The 16,358-nt window shown below is 53.2% G+C and carries 12 protein-coding genes; all 12 read left to right on the top strand.

Annotation, left to right across the window (positions count from 1 at the left end; genetic code table 11):
* Positions 1-15 precede the first annotated feature (15 nt).
* The 12 genes from cdsA to FY046_RS15770 all read left to right on the top strand — a co-directional run bounded on the left by cdsA (position 16) and on the right by FY046_RS15770 (position 16,297).
* The gene (cdsA, locus tag FY046_RS15825; protein WP_159336923.1) at positions 16-873 is read left to right on the top strand and encodes a phosphatidate cytidylyltransferase; all 858 of its coding nucleotides are present in this window, start codon (positions 16-18) and stop codon (positions 871-873) included.
* Positions 874-882: 9 nt separating this feature from the next.
* Entirely contained in the window at positions 883-2,232 is a 1,350-nt protein-coding gene (rseP, locus tag FY046_RS15820) for a sigma E protease regulator RseP (protein WP_446186275.1), read from the top strand.
* 55 nt (positions 2,233-2,287) lie between these two features.
* Positions 2,288-4,699, top strand: a complete 2,412-nt coding sequence (gene bamA / locus FY046_RS15815) for an outer membrane protein assembly factor BamA (RefSeq protein WP_133842190.1) — start codon at positions 2,288-2,290, stop codon at positions 4,697-4,699.
* A 117-nt stretch (positions 4,700-4,816) separates the two neighbouring features.
* Complete coding sequence (gene skp / locus FY046_RS15810; RefSeq protein ID WP_133842189.1) at positions 4,817-5,314, top strand: molecular chaperone Skp; 498 nt, start codon at positions 4,817-4,819, stop codon at positions 5,312-5,314.
* Between the two features lie 3 nt (positions 5,315-5,317).
* Complete coding sequence (lpxD, locus tag FY046_RS15805; RefSeq protein ID WP_133842188.1) at positions 5,318-6,340, top strand: UDP-3-O-(3-hydroxymyristoyl)glucosamine N-acyltransferase; 1,023 nt, start codon at positions 5,318-5,320, stop codon at positions 6,338-6,340.
* 148 nt (positions 6,341-6,488) lie between these two features.
* Complete coding sequence (fabZ, locus tag FY046_RS15800; protein WP_133842187.1) at positions 6,489-6,944, top strand: 3-hydroxyacyl-ACP dehydratase FabZ; 456 nt, start codon at positions 6,489-6,491, stop codon at positions 6,942-6,944.
* A 3-nt stretch (positions 6,945-6,947) separates the two neighbouring features.
* Complete coding sequence (lpxA, locus tag FY046_RS15795) at positions 6,948-7,736, top strand: acyl-ACP--UDP-N-acetylglucosamine O-acyltransferase (protein ID WP_133842186.1); 789 nt, start codon at positions 6,948-6,950, stop codon at positions 7,734-7,736.
* A 3-nt stretch (positions 7,737-7,739) separates the two neighbouring features.
* A complete protein-coding gene (gene lpxB / locus FY046_RS15790) occupies positions 7,740-8,885 on the top strand; it encodes a lipid-A-disaccharide synthase (RefSeq protein ID WP_133842185.1) in 1,146 nt (381 codons plus the stop codon).
* The gene (gene rnhB / locus FY046_RS15785) at positions 8,882-9,514 is read left to right on the top strand and encodes a ribonuclease HII (protein WP_159336926.1); all 633 of its coding nucleotides are present in this window, start codon (positions 8,882-8,884) and stop codon (positions 9,512-9,514) included. Before lpxB ends, rnhB begins: the two co-directional genes overlap by 4 nt.
* Before the next feature lie 76 nt (positions 9,515-9,590).
* On the top strand, positions 9,591-13,073 hold the full coding sequence (dnaE, locus tag FY046_RS15780) for a DNA polymerase III subunit alpha (RefSeq protein ID WP_133842183.1): 3,483 nt from the start codon (positions 9,591-9,593) through the stop codon (positions 13,071-13,073).
* A gap of 12 nt (positions 13,074-13,085) precedes the next feature.
* Entirely contained in the window at positions 13,086-14,045 is a 960-nt protein-coding gene (gene accA, locus FY046_RS15775; protein WP_133842182.1) for an acetyl-CoA carboxylase carboxyl transferase subunit alpha, read from the top strand.
* Positions 14,046-14,146: 101 nt separating this feature from the next.
* Positions 14,147-16,297 carry a lysine decarboxylase LdcC gene (locus tag FY046_RS15770; protein ID WP_167863198.1) on the top strand — a complete coding sequence of 717 codons (2,151 nt, stop codon included), beginning with the start codon at positions 14,147-14,149 and terminating at the stop codon, positions 16,295-16,297.
* Positions 16,298-16,358: the final 61 nt, after the last annotated feature.

The raw sequence follows: 16,358 nt of genomic DNA, 5'->3' as shown, positions 1-16,358 counted from the left end.
CACTGGGGGTAATCTTTGTTAAAGTCTCGCCTGATTACCGCGTTTATATTAATACCTATCGTCATTGCAGCGCTGTTTATGCTGCCGCCGCTAGGGTTTGCCATCACAATTTTAGCGATCTGCATGCTGGCCGCGTGGGAATGGGGCCAGTTTGCGGGCTTTGCTGCCCGCTCACAGCGCATCTGGCTTGCACTGCTGTGTGGGCTGCTGCTGGCCTTTATGCTGTTTACATTGCCTGCATATCAGCACTCCGTGCATCTGCCGCAGATTGGTGGCGCCTTGTGGGTGTCACTTGGCTGGTGGATTGTGGCGCTACTTTTGGTCTTGTCCTATCCCGGTTCTGCCGCATTTTGGCGTAATTCCCGCCCATTACGTCTGGTATTTGGGTTGCTTACCATTGTCCCGTTCTTCTGGGGGATGCTGGCGCTGCGTCAGTATCACTACGAAGCTGACCATTATGCGGGTGCATGGTGGCTGCTTTATGTGATGTTCCTCGTGTGGGGAGCTGACTCTGGCGCGTATATGTTTGGCAAATTATTCGGCAAACACAAGCTGGCACCTAAGGTCTCACCAGGTAAAACGTGGGAAGGTTTCTTCGGCGGGCTGGTGACATCAGCAGTACTCTCATGGCTGTTTAGCGTGTTCGCTCCGCTTCAAGTGCCATTGTCGACATTGCTGATTTGTTCAATTACTGCCGCGCTTGCATCGGTCCTGGGTGATTTAACCGAGAGCATGTTTAAACGCGAAGCGGGCATTAAAGACAGCGGCAGTCTTATTCCAGGTCACGGCGGTATTCTTGATCGCATTGACAGCCTCACGGCAGCTGTACCGGTGTTTGCCTGCCTGTTGCTGCTGGTCTTTGGGACGCTGTAGGGAAACATTATGTTGAGCGTACTCTGGAGTTTTGCTGCCTTTATTGTTGCACTGGGGATATTAATCACCGTGCATGAATTTGGCCATTTCTGGGTAGCCCGCCGTTGCGGCGTGAAAGTTGAGCGCTTCTCCATTGGTTTCGGTAAAGCGCTGTGGCGGCGCCGTGACAAGCAGGGCACTGAGTACGTTATCGCGTTGATCCCGCTGGGCGGCTACGTCAAGATGCTCGATGAGCGTGTAGAAAGTGTACCGCCAGAACTTCGCCATCAATCCTTCAATAACAAAACGGTCCTCCAGCGTGCCGCGATCATCAGTGCCGGCCCTATCGCAAATTTCATCTTTGCCATCTTCGCCTATTGGCTGGTGTTTATCATCGGCGTTCCGGGTGTACGCCCGGTTGTTGGCGAAATAGTGAGCGGATCGCCAGCTGCTGAAGCGCAAATTACCCCAGGCACGGAACTTAAAGCCGTTGACGGTATCGAAACGCCTGATTGGGATGCTGTGCGTATGGCACTGGTTGCGAAGATTGGTGACGAAAGCACCACGTTAACCCTTGCGCCATTCGGCAGTGAAAAAACCAGTGATAAGACAGTGAATCTGCACGACTGGCAGTTTGAGCCAGACAAGCAGGATCCCGTGACGTCATTGGGGATACAGCCGCGTGGACCACAGATCGAATCGGTGTTGGCACAGGTGCAAAAGGATTCCGCTGCAAGTCGAGCGGGTTTGCAAGCTGGCGACAGGATCGTTAAAGTCGATGGTCAGCCTTTAGACCAGTGGCAAAATTTTGTTGCCACAGTGCGCGATAATCCAGGTAAAGATATAGCCATTGAGGTGGAGCGTCAGGGCAGTACGGTCAGTTTGACACTGACACCGGACGTTAATCCCCATAACAAGGCCGAAGGGTTTGCCGGAGTGATACCGCGCATTAATCCTCTGCCTGAAGAGTACAGAACGGTGCGCCAGTATGGCCCGTTTGCCGCAATCGGTGAGGCCAGCGCGAAAACCTGGCAACTGATGAAGCTTACGGTCAGCATGCTGGGCAAACTGATTGTTGGTGATGTGAAGTTGAACAATCTCAGCGGGCCGATTTCGATCGCGCAGGGTGCTGGGATGTCAGCGGAATACGGTTTGATTTACTACCTGATGTTCCTCGCTCTGATTAGCGTGAACCTTGGAATTATCAATCTGTTCCCATTGCCGGTGTTAGATGGTGGCCATTTGCTGTTCCTGCTGATCGAAAAGATCAAGGGAGGGCCGGTGTCCGAGCGAGTTCAGGACTTCAGTTATCGTATCGGCTCGATTTTGCTGGTGCTGTTAATGGGGCTTGCGCTATTCAATGACTTCTCAAGGCTATAGTTTACCAATCGGTAAATTGTCTGTGAGAACTAGTTAGGAAGATTGCAGAAAAACGATGGCGATGAAAAAGTTGCTCATAGCGTCGCTGCTGCTTAGCAGCGCTACCGTATACGGTGCAGACGGATTCGTGGTGAATGATATTCACTTTGAAGGCCTGCAGCGAGTCGCCGTCGGTGCGGCATTGCTCAGTATGCCAGTCCGCGTTGGAGATACTGTCTCCGATGAAGATCTCAGTAACACCATTCGTGCACTGTTTGCCACCGGGAATTTTGAAGATGTTCAGGTCCTGCGCGACGGCAATACGTTGATCGTCCAGGTGAAAGAGCGTCCGACCATTGCCAGTATCACTTTCTCCGGTAACAAAGCGGTGAAAGAGGACATGCTCAAGCAGAACCTTGAAGCATCCGGTGTGCGAGTGGGTGAAGCTCTGGATCGCACCACGATCTCCTCCATTGAGAAAGGCCTGGAAGACTTCTATTACAGCGTCGGTAAATACAGTGCCAGCGTGAAAGCAGTGGTTACGCCACTGCCACGTAACCGTGTTGACCTGAAGCTGGTGTTTACTGAAGGTGTCTCTGCTCAGATCCAACAGATCAACATCGTGGGTAATAAAGCGTACAGTTCAGATGAACTGATCTCGCGCTTCCAGCTGCGTGATGATGTGCCATGGTGGAACGTCGTCGGCGATCGTAAATACCAGAAACAGAAACTGGCGGGTGACCTTGAAACCCTGCGCAGTTTCTATCTGGATCGCGGTTACGCACGATTCAATATCGACTCAACCCAGGTCAGCCTGACGCCAGATAAAAAAGGTATCTACATTACCGTTAACATCAATGAAGGCGAGCAGTACAAGCTTTCCGGTGTTGCGGTGACGGGTAATCTGGCCGGGCACTCAGCAGAAATCGAAACGCTGAGTAAAATCACCCCAGGTGAACTGTATAACGGTTCGAAAGTGACGCGCATCGAAGACGATATCAAGAAACTGCTGGGTCGTTATGGCTACGCTTATCCGCGTGTGCAGACACAGCCAGAAATTGATGATGCGAACAAAACCGTAAAATTACGTATCAATGTGGATGCGGGCAACCGTTTCTATGTGCGCAAAGTCCGCTTCGAAGGTAACGACACCTCTAAAGACTCTGTTCTGCGCCGCGAAATGCGCCAGATGGAAGGTGCCTGGTTAGGCAGCGACCTGGTCGAGCAGGGTAAAGAGCGTCTGAACCGTCTGGGTTACTTCGAAACCGTCGACACTGACACTCAGCGTGTGCCAGGTTCGCCTGACCAGGTCGACGTCGTGTACAAGGTGAAAGAACGCAACACCGGTACATTGAACTTCGGCGTGGGTTACGGCACCGAGAGTGGCGTGAGCTTCCAGGTCGGCGTCACCCAGGATAACTGGCTGGGTACGGGTAATACCGTTGGCATCAGCGGAACCAAGAACGATTACCAAACCTATGCTGAATTCTCACTGACTGACCCGTACTTCACGGTTGATGGTGTCAGCCTGGGTGGCCGCGTCTTCTATAATGACTTTAAAGCGGACGATGCTGACCTGTCTGACTACACCAATAAAAGTTATGGTGTGGATGGAACGCTGGGCTTCCCAATCAATGAGAACAACAGTTTGCGTGTTGGCCTGGGCTATGTTCATAACAGCCTGTCTAATATGCAGCCTCAGGTTGCCATGTGGCGCTACCTGCGTTCTGTGGGGCAGAATCCGACGTTGTCTGGTGATGAAGACTACTCCGCAGATGACTTCACCTTTAACTATGGCTGGACGTATAACACCCTTGACCGTGGGTTCTTCCCAACGGCGGGTAACCGTACCAACCTGAACGGTAAAGTGACCATCCCAGGTTCCGATAATGCCTTCTACAAAGCGACGCTGGATACGCAACAGTATCTGCCACTGAACCAGGATCGTACCTGGGTTCTGTTAGGTCGTGGCCGTGTGGGCTATGGGGATGGCCTGAGCGGTAAAGAAATGCCGTTCTATGAGAACTTCTATGCCGGTGGTTCCAGCACCGTTCGTGGTTTCCGTTCCAATAACATTGGTCCTAAAGCGGCTTACCTGAATAACGGTTCTTCGGACTGTTCAGGTACCGATGTGAATAAGGTGTGTAACTCCGATGATGCTATCGGTGGTAACGCCATGGCGGTTGCCAGCGCAGAGCTGATCACCCCAACGCCGTTCCTGAGTGAGAAGTACGCTAACTCTGTACGTACGTCCCTGTTTGTGGACGCTGGTACTGTGTGGGACACCAAATGGGAAAACACTGCCGCCACCCGTGCAGCAGGTATCCCGGACTACAGCGATCCAAGCAACATCCGTATGTCAGCAGGTCTGGCATTACAATGGATGTCCCCTCTGGGCCCGCTGGTGTTCTCTTACGCCCAGCCGTTCAAAAAGTATGATGGAGATAAGGCCGAACAGTTCCAATTTAACATTGGTAAAACCTGGTAATTCGGATTTGCACGGAAGCACTGCAAGAGAGTATCGCGCTTACTCTGTTTGAAAAAAGAGCGGGTAAGCGCAACACATGTGTCCGTGACACAAACGTTGATGGTGAGGAGTTTTATAGTGAAAAAGTTGTTGTGTGCCGCAGGTCTGGGTATTGCTCTGGCGGTTTCCGCCGGTGCTCAGGCTGCTGATAAAATTGCAGTGGTGAACGTTTCCAGCATTTTCCAACAGTTACCAGCGCGTGCGACCGTTGCGAAGCAATTGGAGAACGAATTCAAAGGCCGTGCAACTGAGTTGCAGGGTATGGAACGTGATCTGCAAACTAAAATGCAGCGTCTGCAGCGTGACGGTTCTACCATGAAGGCAGCCGACCGCAGCCGCATGGAAAAAGACGTGATGGCGCAGCGTGAAGCATTCTCATCGAAAGCGCAGGCTTTCGAGCAGGACAACCGTCGTCGTCAGATGGAAGAGCGTAACAAGATCCTGAGCCGTATCCAGGACGCCGTTCAGAAAGTGGCTGATAGCGAAGGTTACGATGTTGTAATCGATCAAAATGCGGTTGCATACTCTGCTAAATCTAAAGACATCACTGCTGATGTTCTGAAACAGGTTAAATAATTCATGTCTTCAATTCGACTGGCTGATTTAGCCCAGCAGTTGGATGCAGAATTGCACGGAGATGGCGATATCGCCATCTCCGGCATTGCTTCTATGCAATCCGCCCAAACCGGTCAGATCACGTTTCTTTCAAACAGCCGTTACCGCGAGCAGCTCGCAGCCTGTCAGGCTTCAGCCGTGGTGCTCACTGAAGCGGATCTGGAATTTTTCCCTGGCGCAGCGCTGGTGGTTAAAAACCCGTATCTGACCTACGCCCGTATGGCACAGTTGCTGGATACTACGCCGCAACCTGCCAAAAATATCGCCCCCAGCGCCGTGATTGATGCGAGCGCACAGCTTGGCAATAATGTCTCGATTGGCGCGAATGCGGTGATCGAATCTGATGTTACCCTTGGCGATAATGTTGTTATCGGCCCAGGGTGCTTTGTGGGTAAAAAGGCACGTATTGGTGCCGGTAGCCGCTTGTGGGCCAACGTTTCTGTCTACCATGAAGTTGAGATTGGCCGTGATTGCCTGATTCAGTCTGGCACAGTGATCGGTTCTGATGGCTTCGGTTATGCTAACGATCGTGGCAATTGGGTGAAAATTCCCCAGCTTGGCACGGTGATCATTGGCGATCGTGTAGAAATTGGTGCTTGTACCACCATCGATCGCGGTGCTCTCGATAACACCCAAATAGGGAATGGTGTTATCATAGATAACCAGTGCCAGATTGCTCACAATGTGGTGATTGGCGACAACACCGCAGTGGCCGGTGGCGTAATTATGGCTGGCAGCCTGAAAATTGGCCGCTATTGCATGATTGGTGGTGCCAGCGTGATTAATGGTCATATGGAAATTTGTGACAAAGTTACCGTCACAGGGATGGGAATGGTGATGAGGCCAATCACTGAACCTGGAGTATACTCCTCCGGGATTCCGCTACAGCCCAACAAATCCTGGCGCAAAACTGCAGCTCTGGTGATGAACATCGATGAAATAAGCAAACGCTTAAAAGCCATCGAACGCAAGGTCGGCAAAGACTAAGCGCGTCAACATCACGCTGCCCGGCTTTCATAAATACAATATGCGAAAGCGTTAGCGTACAGAAAAATTTGCGGCCTGCAGACGATGGGATGATCGTTGCGGGCCGTGTCATTGATGCCATCAGAATTTTTAGGACAGGAAGAGTATTTTGACTACTGAAACTCATACTCTGAAGATTGAAGAGATTATTGAACTTTTACCGCACCGTTATCCGTTTTTACTGGTTGATCGCGTCCTTGAGTTTGAAGAACACAAGTTCTTGCGTGCAGTAAAAAACGTCTCGGTCAACGAACCGTTTTTCCAGGGCCATTTCCCTGGTAAACCGATTTTTCCCGGTGTGCTGATTCTGGAAGCAATGGCACAGGCAACAGGTATTCTGGCGTTTAAAAGCGTTGGTAAACTTGAGCCGGGTGAGCTGTACTACTTTGCCGGTATTGACGATGCGCGCTTCAAGCGCCCCGTGGTACCAGGCGACCAAATGATCATGGAAGTCACTTTCGAAAAAACCCGCCGTGGTGTGACACGCTTTAAAGGTGTGGCCACTGTTGACGGTAAAATTGTCTGCGAAGCAACGATGATGTGTGCCCGCAGCCGGGAGGCTTAATTCGTGATTGATAGCACCGCCGTAATTCACCCCAGCTCGATCGTAGAAGAAGGCGCCATTATTGGTGCCGGTGTCCAGATTGGTCCGTTTTGCATCGTTGGTGCGAACGTTTCGATCGGCGAAGGCACGGTTCTGAAGTCCCATGTAGTGGTCAATGGTCACACCGTTATCGGTAAAGACAATACTATCTACCAGTTTGCTTCAATTGGTGAAGCGAATCAGGATCTGAAATACGCTGGTGAACCGACGCGAGTTGAGATCGGCGACCGTAACCGCATCCGTGAAAGCGTCACCATCCATCGTGGTACGGCGCAGTCCGGTGGGCTGACGAAAGTCGGTGATGACAACCTGCTGATGGTCAATGCGCACGTGGCGCACGACTGTGTGGTAGGAAGTCATTGCATCCTGGCGAATAACGCAACGCTGGCCGGCCATGTGACCGTCGATGATCATGCGATCATTGGGGGGATGACGGCAGTGCATCAGTTCTGCATCATCGGTGCTCATGTGATGGTAGGTGGTTGTTCTGGCGTTGCCCAGGATGTGCCACCCTACGTGATTGCGCAGGGTAACCATGCGACGCCGTTTGGTATTAACCTTGTGGGCCTGAAGCGCCGTGGGTTCAGCAAAGACGCGCTGCATGCGATTACTGCCGCCTACAAGCTGTTGTACCGCAGCGGCAAAACACTGGACGAAGTGAAACCTGAAATTGAGGAAATCGCGAAAGCGCATCCTGAAGTTCAGCCGTTCTATGACTTCTTTGCCCGCTCTACAAGGGGTTTGATTCGTTAACTCATGCCAAAGCATCCCTTAACGATTGCCCTTGTCGCCGGAGAAACCTCCGGCGATATTCTTGGTGCAGGTCTCATTCGTGCGCTGAAAGAAAAGCATCCTGACGCCCGTTTTGTTGGGGTGGCTGGCCCGCTGATGCAGGCTGAAGGCTGTGAAGCCTGGTATGAAATGGAAGAACTGGCGGTGATGGGCATTGTTGAAGTGCTCGGCCGCCTGCGTCGCCTGTTACATATACGCCGCGATCTGACCCGCCGCTTTACTGCGCTAAAGCCTGACGTTTTTGTCGGCATTGATGCGCCAGATTTCAATATCACCCTGGAAGGGCGTCTGAAACAGCAGGGCATCCGGACAATTCACTACGTCAGTCCGTCCGTTTGGGCATGGCGTCAGAAACGGGTGTTTAAGATTGGTCGCTCCACTGACCTGGTGCTGGCATTCCTGCCATTTGAAAAAGCTTTCTACGACCGTTTTAATGTGCCGTGTCGCTTTATTGGCCATACCATGGCTGATGCGATGCCGATAGAACCGGATAAAGAGGCTGCACGCCGCGAGCTGGGCATTGCCCCGGATGCACTTTGTCTGGCACTGCTTCCTGGCAGTCGTGGGGCTGAAGTCGAGATGCTCAGTGGCGATTTTCTGCGAACGGCGATGCTGCTTCGGGCAAAATACCCGGCGCTGGAAATTGTGGTGCCGCTGGTTAATCCGCGCCGTCGCGAGCAGTTTGAGAAAATCAAAGCCGAGGTTGCACCTGACCTGACCATGCATCTGCTGGATGGTAAAGGGCGACAGGCAATGGTCGCCAGTGATGCCGCACTGCTGGCTTCCGGTACGGCTGCGCTGGAGTGTATGTTGGCGAAGTGTCCGATGGTGGTGGGATATCGTATGAAGCCTTTCACCTTCTGGCTGGCAAAACGCCTGGTAAAGACGGATTACGTCTCACTGCCCAATCTGCTGGCGGGCCGTGAGTTGGTGAAAGAGCTGCTCCAGGATGAATGTCAGCCCGATCGGCTGGCCGCAGCATTAGAACCGCTGCTGGCACAAGGTGAAACCCGCGATAAACTGCTGGCGACTTTTGCTGAACTCCATCATCAGATCCGCTGGAATGCCGATGAGCAGGCAGCGGCAGCCGTACTGGAGCTGTGCCCATGAGTGAATTTATTTATCCCAATGCCGCGCTGATTGCGGGCGTTGATGAAGTTGGCCGTGGCCCGCTGGTGGGCGCCGTGGTGACTGCCGCCGTGATCCTGGATCCGGCGCGGCCTATTGTCGGGCTTGCCGACTCGAAAAAACTGTCGGAAAAACGCCGTCTGGCGTTGTACGATGAGATCAAAGAGAAGGCACTGAGCTGGAGTCTGGGCCGGGCAGAACCGGAAGAGATTGATCAGCTGAATATTCTGCATGCCACCATGCTGGCGATGCAGCGTGCGGTGGCCGGTTTGCACCTGACGCCAGACTTTGTACTGATTGACGGTAACCGTTGCCCGGCGCTGGCCATGCCCAGTCAGGCAGTGGTTAAAGGTGATAGCCTGGTGAAAGAAATCAGCGCCGCTTCAATTATTGCGAAGGTGACACGCGACCGCGAAATGGCTGAGTTGGATCGGCTCTATCCTGAATATGGTTTTGCCCAGCACAAAGGTTACCCGACCGCATTGCATATGGAAAAACTGACTCAGTTTGGCGCGACATCGCAGCATCGGCGCAGTTTCGCTCCGGTACGCAATGTCTTAATGGATGCCGATGTTGCCGCTACGGTTGCGTGTACGCGTGAGCCGATATAACGGTTACGGTGGCAGCGCTGCCGTTTCACGTTTGCAGAATAGTTAATCTTCTTCCTCTGTTTTAACAGGATCACCGATGGCCGAACCTCGTTTTATTCATTTACGCGTCCACAGCGACTACTCCATGATCGATGGGCTAGCCAAAACTGGCCCGTTGGTGAAAAACGCGGCAAAAATGGGCATGCCAGCCATCGCGATCACGGATTTCACCAACCTGTGTGGGCTGGTAAAATTTTACGGCACTGCACACGGTCAAGGCATGAAGCCGATTATTGGCGCAGATTTCAACGTCAGTAGTGAGGCCATGGGTGATGAGCTGTCCCAAATCACCGTACTGGCCGCCGATAACGACGGTTATCAAAACCTCACCTTGTTGATTTCCCGAGCCTACCAACGTGGCTACGGTCCGGCGGGCCCGACGATTGATCGGGACTGGCTGGTTGAGCATCAGCAGGGGATTATTTTATTGTCAGGCGGACGGCGTGGCGATGTCGGTAAAATGCTGTTGCGCGGCAACACGGCGCAGGTCGCAGAGTGTCTGGCGTTTTATCAGCATCATTTTCCCGATCGCTACTACCTTGAACTGATTCGTACCGGTCGCCCGGACGAAGAAACGTACCTGCATGCTGCCGTTGCGCTGGCAATGGAGAACGCGATCCCGGTGGTCGCCACCAACGAAGTCTGTTTCCTGACGGAATCAGAATTCGATGCACATGAAATCCGCGTCGCCATCCACGATGGTTTTACCCTCGACGATCCAAAACGTCCGCGCAACTACAGTCCGCAGCAGTATATGCGTAGCAGTGAGGAGATGTGCGAGCTGTTCTCGGACATCCCGGAAGCGCTGGAAAACAGCGTGGAAATTGCCCGTCGTTGTAACGTCACTATCCGTCTGGGTGAGTACTTCCTGCCGCAGTTCCCGACGGGTGACATGACAACGGAAGATTTCCTGGTGGTGAAATCGAAAGAAGGGCTGGAAGATCGCCTGGCGTTTCTGTTCCCTGATGAGCAGGTGCGCGCCGAACGCCGCCCCGCCTATGATGAGCGCCTGGATATTGAACTCAACGTTATCAACCAGATGGGATTCCCTGGTTACTTCCTGATCGTGATGGAGTTTATCCAGTGGTCGAAGGATAACGATGTGCCAGTGGGGCCGGGACGTGGATCGGGTGCCGGTTCACTGGTGGCCTATGCGCTGAAAATTACCGACCTCGACCCGCTCGAATTTGATCTGCTGTTTGAACGTTTCCTCAACCCGGAACGTGTGTCGATGCCCGACTTCGACGTCGATTTCTGTATGGAAAAACGCGATCTGGTGATTGAGCATGTGGCTGAGATGTACGGGCGCCAGGCGGTTTCACAGATCATCACCTTTGGTACCATGGCGGCAAAAGCGGTCATCCGCGATGTCGGCCGCGTGCTGGGGCATCCTTACGGTTTCGTGGATCGCATCTCCAAACTGGTGCCACCTGACCCCGGTATGACGCTGGAAAAAGCCTTTGCCGCAGAACCGCAGCTGCCAGAAATCTATGAGGCAGATGAAGAGGTTAAAGCGCTGATCGACATGGCGCGCATTCTGGAAGGGGTGACGCGCAACGCCGGTAAGCATGCCGGGGGCGTGGTGATTGCGCCGACCAAAATTACTGATTTTGCCCCGCTCTACTGTGACGAAAATGGCCACCATCCGGTTACCCAGTTCGATAAGAACGATGTGGAATATGCCGGGCTGGTGAAATTTGACTTCCTGGGGCTGCGCACGCTGACGATCATCGACTGGGCGCTGGCGATGATCAACGCCCGTCGTGCGAAAGAAGGTAAAGATCCGATCGATATTGCGGCGATCCCGCTTGAAGATCAGAAAAGTTTCGATATGCTGCAACGCTCGGAAACCACGGCGGTGTTCCAGCTCGAATCACGCGGCATGAAAGACCTGATCAAACGCCTGAAGCCTGACTGCTTCGAGGATATGATCGCTCTGGTTGCCTTGTTCCGTCCCGGCCCGCTTCAGTCCGGCATGGTGGATAACTTCATTGACCGTAAACACGGGCGTGAGGCGATATCTTATCCGGATATTCAGTGGCAGCATGAGTCGCTGAAGCCCGTGCTGGAGCCGACCTACGGCATTATCCTCTATCAGGAACAGGTGATGCAGATCGCCCAGGTACTGGCAGGATACAGCTTAGGCGGGGCGGATATGCTGCGTCGTGCGATGGGTAAAAAGAACCCGGTTGAGATGGCCAAGCAGCGTGGCGGCTTTGAAGATGGGGCGAAATCACGCGGCATTGATGGCGAGCTGGCGGTTAAAATCTTCGACCTGGTGGAAAAATTCGCCGGGTACGGATTTAACAAATCTCACTCCGCCGCTTATGCGCTGGTCTCTTATCAGACTTTGTGGCTGAAAGCACACTATCCGGCTGAGTTTATGGCCGCCGTGATGACTGCCGATATGGACAACACCGAAAAGGTAGTTGGCCTGGTGGATGAGTGCTGGCGCATGGGGCTGAAGGTCTTACCGCCGGATATTAACTCCGGGCAGTACCAGTTCCACGTTAACGATAACGGCGAGATTGTTTACGGCATTGGCGCGATCAAAGGGGTGGGCGAAGGCCCGATCGAAGCCATCATTGACGCACGTAATGAGGGCGGGTATTTCCGCGAGCTGTTTGACCTCTGCGCACGCACCGATACCAAAAAGCTGAATAAGCGGGTGCTGGAAAAACTGATTATGTCCGGCGCGTTTGACCGTTTAGGTCCGCACCGCGCCGCCTTGATGAGCGCCTTACCGGATGCATTGAAAGCAGCCGACCAACATGCCAAAGCCGAAGCCATCGGCCAGGCAGATATGTTTGGTGTGCTGGCAGAAGCCCCGGAACAGGTAGAGAAGTCCTATTCGGACGTCACGCCATGGCCGGAACAGATTCAACTGGATGGCGAAAGAGAGACGTTAGGGCTTTACTTAACGGGTCACCCGATCAACCAGTACTTGAAAGAGATTGAGCGCTACGTCGGTGGACTGCGCCTGAAAGACATGCACCCGACCGAGCGTGGTAAGATGATCACCGCAGCCGGTCTGGTGGTGGCGGCCCGCGTCATGGTAACAAAACGCGGTAACCGTATTGGCATCTGCACCCTGGATGACCGTTCTGGTCGTCTGGAAGTGATGTTATTTACAGATGCGTTAGATAAGTTCCAGCATATGTTGGAGAAAGACCGTATCCTGATCGTCAGTGGGCAGGTCAGCTTCGATGACTTCAACGGCGGGCTTAAAATGATGGCCCGCGAGATGATGGACATTGATGAAGCACGTGAAAAATATGCACGTGGGCTTGCTATCTCGCTGACGGACAGGCAAATTGATGACCAGCTTTTGAACCGTCTCCGTCAATCCCTGGAACCCCATCGTTCGGGGACAATTCCGGTACATCTCTACTATCAGAGAGAGGATGCGCGGGCGAAGTTGCGCTTCGGTGCAACCTGGCGCGTGTCGCCGAGCGATCGTTTGCTGAACGATCTGCGATCGTTGATAGGATCGGAGCAGGTGGAACTGGAGTTTGACTAAAACAGGATTATTATGAGTCTTAATTACCTGGATTTCGAACAGCCAATCGCTGAGCTTGAAGCGAAAATTGATTCGCTCAAGTCGGTTGGCCGTCAGGATGAAAAACTGGATATTAATCTGGATGAAGAGATTCAGCGTCTGCGCGATAAAAGCGTTGAGCTGACCCGTAAAATCTTCTCAGATTTAGGTGCCTGGCAGATCGCGCAGCTTGCGCGTCATCCGCTGCGCCCGTATACGCTGGACTATGTTCGCAATGTGTTCACTGACTTTGACGAGCTGGCGGGCGATCGCGCCTATGCCGATGATAAAGCTATCGTTGGTGGTACTGCGCGTCTCGATGGCCGTCCGGTGATGATCATTGGTCATCAGAAAGGGCGTGAAACCAAAGAGAAAATTCGTCGTAACTTCGGCATGCCTGCGCCGGAAGGTTACCGTAAAGCGCTGCGCCTGATGGAGATGGCCGAGCGTTTTAATATGCCGATCATCACCTTTATCGACACCCCGGGTGCCTATCCTGGTGTGGGCGCAGAAGAGCGCGGTCAGTCTGAAGCCATCGCACGCAACCTGCGTGAGATGTCTGGCCTGACCGTGCCGGTTATCTGTACTGTTATCGGTGAGGGCGGTTCCGGTGGCGCACTGGCCATTGGTGTCGGTGACAAAGTGAACATGTTGCAGTACAGCACCTACTCGGTGATTTCGCCGGAAGGCTGTGCATCTATTCTGTGGAAAAGCGCCGACAAAGCGCCACTGGCCGCAGAAGCGATGGGCATCATTGCACCGCGTCTGAAAGAGCTGAAGCTGATTGATACTGTGATCCCGGAACCCCTGGGCGGCGCACACCGCAACCCACTGGCGATTGGTGTGTCACTGAAGGCCCAGCTGCTTGCCGATCTGGCCGATCTCGATACCTTCACGAAAGAAGAGTTGTTGGATCGCCGCTACCAACGTCTGATGAGCTACGGCTACGCCTGATCGTTCAGCATTCGTTACCCAAAGGGCCAGACATTGTCTGGCCCTTTTTGTTTTGCGTCCACTATGCTTACACACTGGAGCAAACCGACCAGGAGGCCACATTGAATATTATCGCGATCATGGGACCGCATAACGCATTCTATAAAGATGAACCCATCCGTGAACTCGACGCTACGTTAAAAAACCAGGGTTTTCAGACCATCTATCCGCACGATGCCAGCGACCTGCTGAAGCTGATTGAACACAACCCGCGCATCTGTGGCGTGGTGTTTGACTGGGACGAATACAGTCTCGAACTCTGCCGTGATATCAACCAGTTAAATGAGTATCTGCCGCTATACGCCTTTATCAACACCCACTCGACGATGGATGTCAGCATTAACGAAATGCGCATGACCCTCTGGTTCTTTGAATATGCCCTGAATGCGGCCGATGACATTGCTCAGCGCATACGGCACTACACCGATGAATACATCGATACCATCACGCCACCCCTGACCAAAGCGCTGTTTACCTATGTGAAGGAGGGTAAATACACCTTCTGTACGCCAGGGCATATGGCAGGAACGGCGTTCCAGAAAAGCCCGGTGGGCAGCCTGTTCTATGATTTCTTTGGTGCCAATACGCTGAAGGCGGATATCTCGATTTCCGTTACTGAACTGGGCTCGCTACTCGACCATACCGGCCCGCATCTTGAAGCTGAAGAGTATGTCGCGCGCACGTTTGGGGCCGAGCAGAGCTATATGGTCACCAATGGCACCTCGACCTCGAATAAGATCGTCGGTATGTACGCCGCCCCCGCAGGCAGCACCATGCTGGTGGATCGTAACTGCCATAAGTCGCTCACCCATTTGTTGATGATGAGCGATATCATCCCGATCTGGCTGAAACCGACGCGTAACGCGCTGGGTATTCTTGGCGGCATCCCGAAACGTGAATTCACCAAAGAGAGTATTGCCCTGAAAGTCGCGCAGACACCGCGTGCCAGCTGGCCGGTCCATGCGGTGATCACCAACTCGACGTATGACGGATTGCTGTATAACACGCAGTACATCAAAGAGACGCTGGATGTGCCGTCTATCCACTTTGATTCTGCCTGGGTGCCCTATACCAACTTTCACCCGATCTACCAGGGACTCAGCGGTATGAGCGGAGAGCGCACGCCGGGTAAGGTGATCTATGAAACCCAGTCGACGCACAAACTATTGGCGGCCTTTTCACAGGCCTCGCTGATTCATATTAAAGGTGACTATGACGAGCAAACCTTTAATGAAGCCTACATGATGCACACCACGACGTCCCCCAACTACGCGATTGTGGCTTCTATTGAGACGGCGGCAGCGATGCTGCGTGGTAATCCGGGTAAGCGTCTGATTAATCGGTCAGTGGAGCGGGCACTGCATTTTCGTCGCGAAGTTCAGCGTCTGCGCGAAGAGTCTGAGGGCTGGTTCTTTGATATCTGGCAGCCGGAAGGCGTCGATGAACCAGAATGCTGGGCGATTCAGCCCGGGGACGAGGAGTGGCACGGTTTCCGCGATGCAGATGCTGACCATATGTATCTCGACCCGATCAAAGTCACGATCCTGACACCAGGGATGAGCGAACTGGGTGAGATGGCAGAAGAGGGGATACCGGCGGCGCTGGTGGCGAAGTTCCTCGATGAACGTGGTGTGGTGGTGGAAAAAACCGGGCCATACAATTTGTTGTTCCTGTTCAGCATCGGTATTGATAAGACCAAAGCGATGAGCGTCCTGCGCGGGCTGACCGAATTTAAGCGCTCGTACGATCTTAACCTCCGGGTGAAAAACATGCTGCCGGATCTGTATGCAGAAGATCCCGATTTTTACCGCACTATGCGTATTCAGGATCTGGCGCAGGGGATCCATACGCTGATCCGCCAACACGATCTGCCGCGTCTGATGTTACAGGCCTTTGCCACATTGCCCGAGATGAAGCTCACACCACATCATATGTTTCAGCAGCAGGTGAAGGGCAATATCGAAACAGTAGATATCAGTGAGCTGGTGGGGCGTGTCTCGGCCAATATGATCCTGCCTTATCCTCCCGGCGTACCCGTGGTGATGCCGGGCGAGATGATCACCGAGCAGAGCAGGGCAGTGCTCGATTTTCTCCTGATGTTGTGCGCTATCGGCAAACACTATCCGGGGTTTGAGACCGATATTCACGGCGCGAAGCTCACCGATGAGGGGCAATATCTGGTGCGCGTGCTAAAGGACGACGTAGAGATTTAACCCAAGATCCAGAATCGTGCCATTGTCGCTGTCAGGCCTGGCGGTTAAGGTCGTCAGGCAT

The organism is Erwinia sp. 1181_3 (genome assembly GCF_052824965.1).
This window is presented reverse-complemented; position numbering and strand designations above follow the sequence as displayed.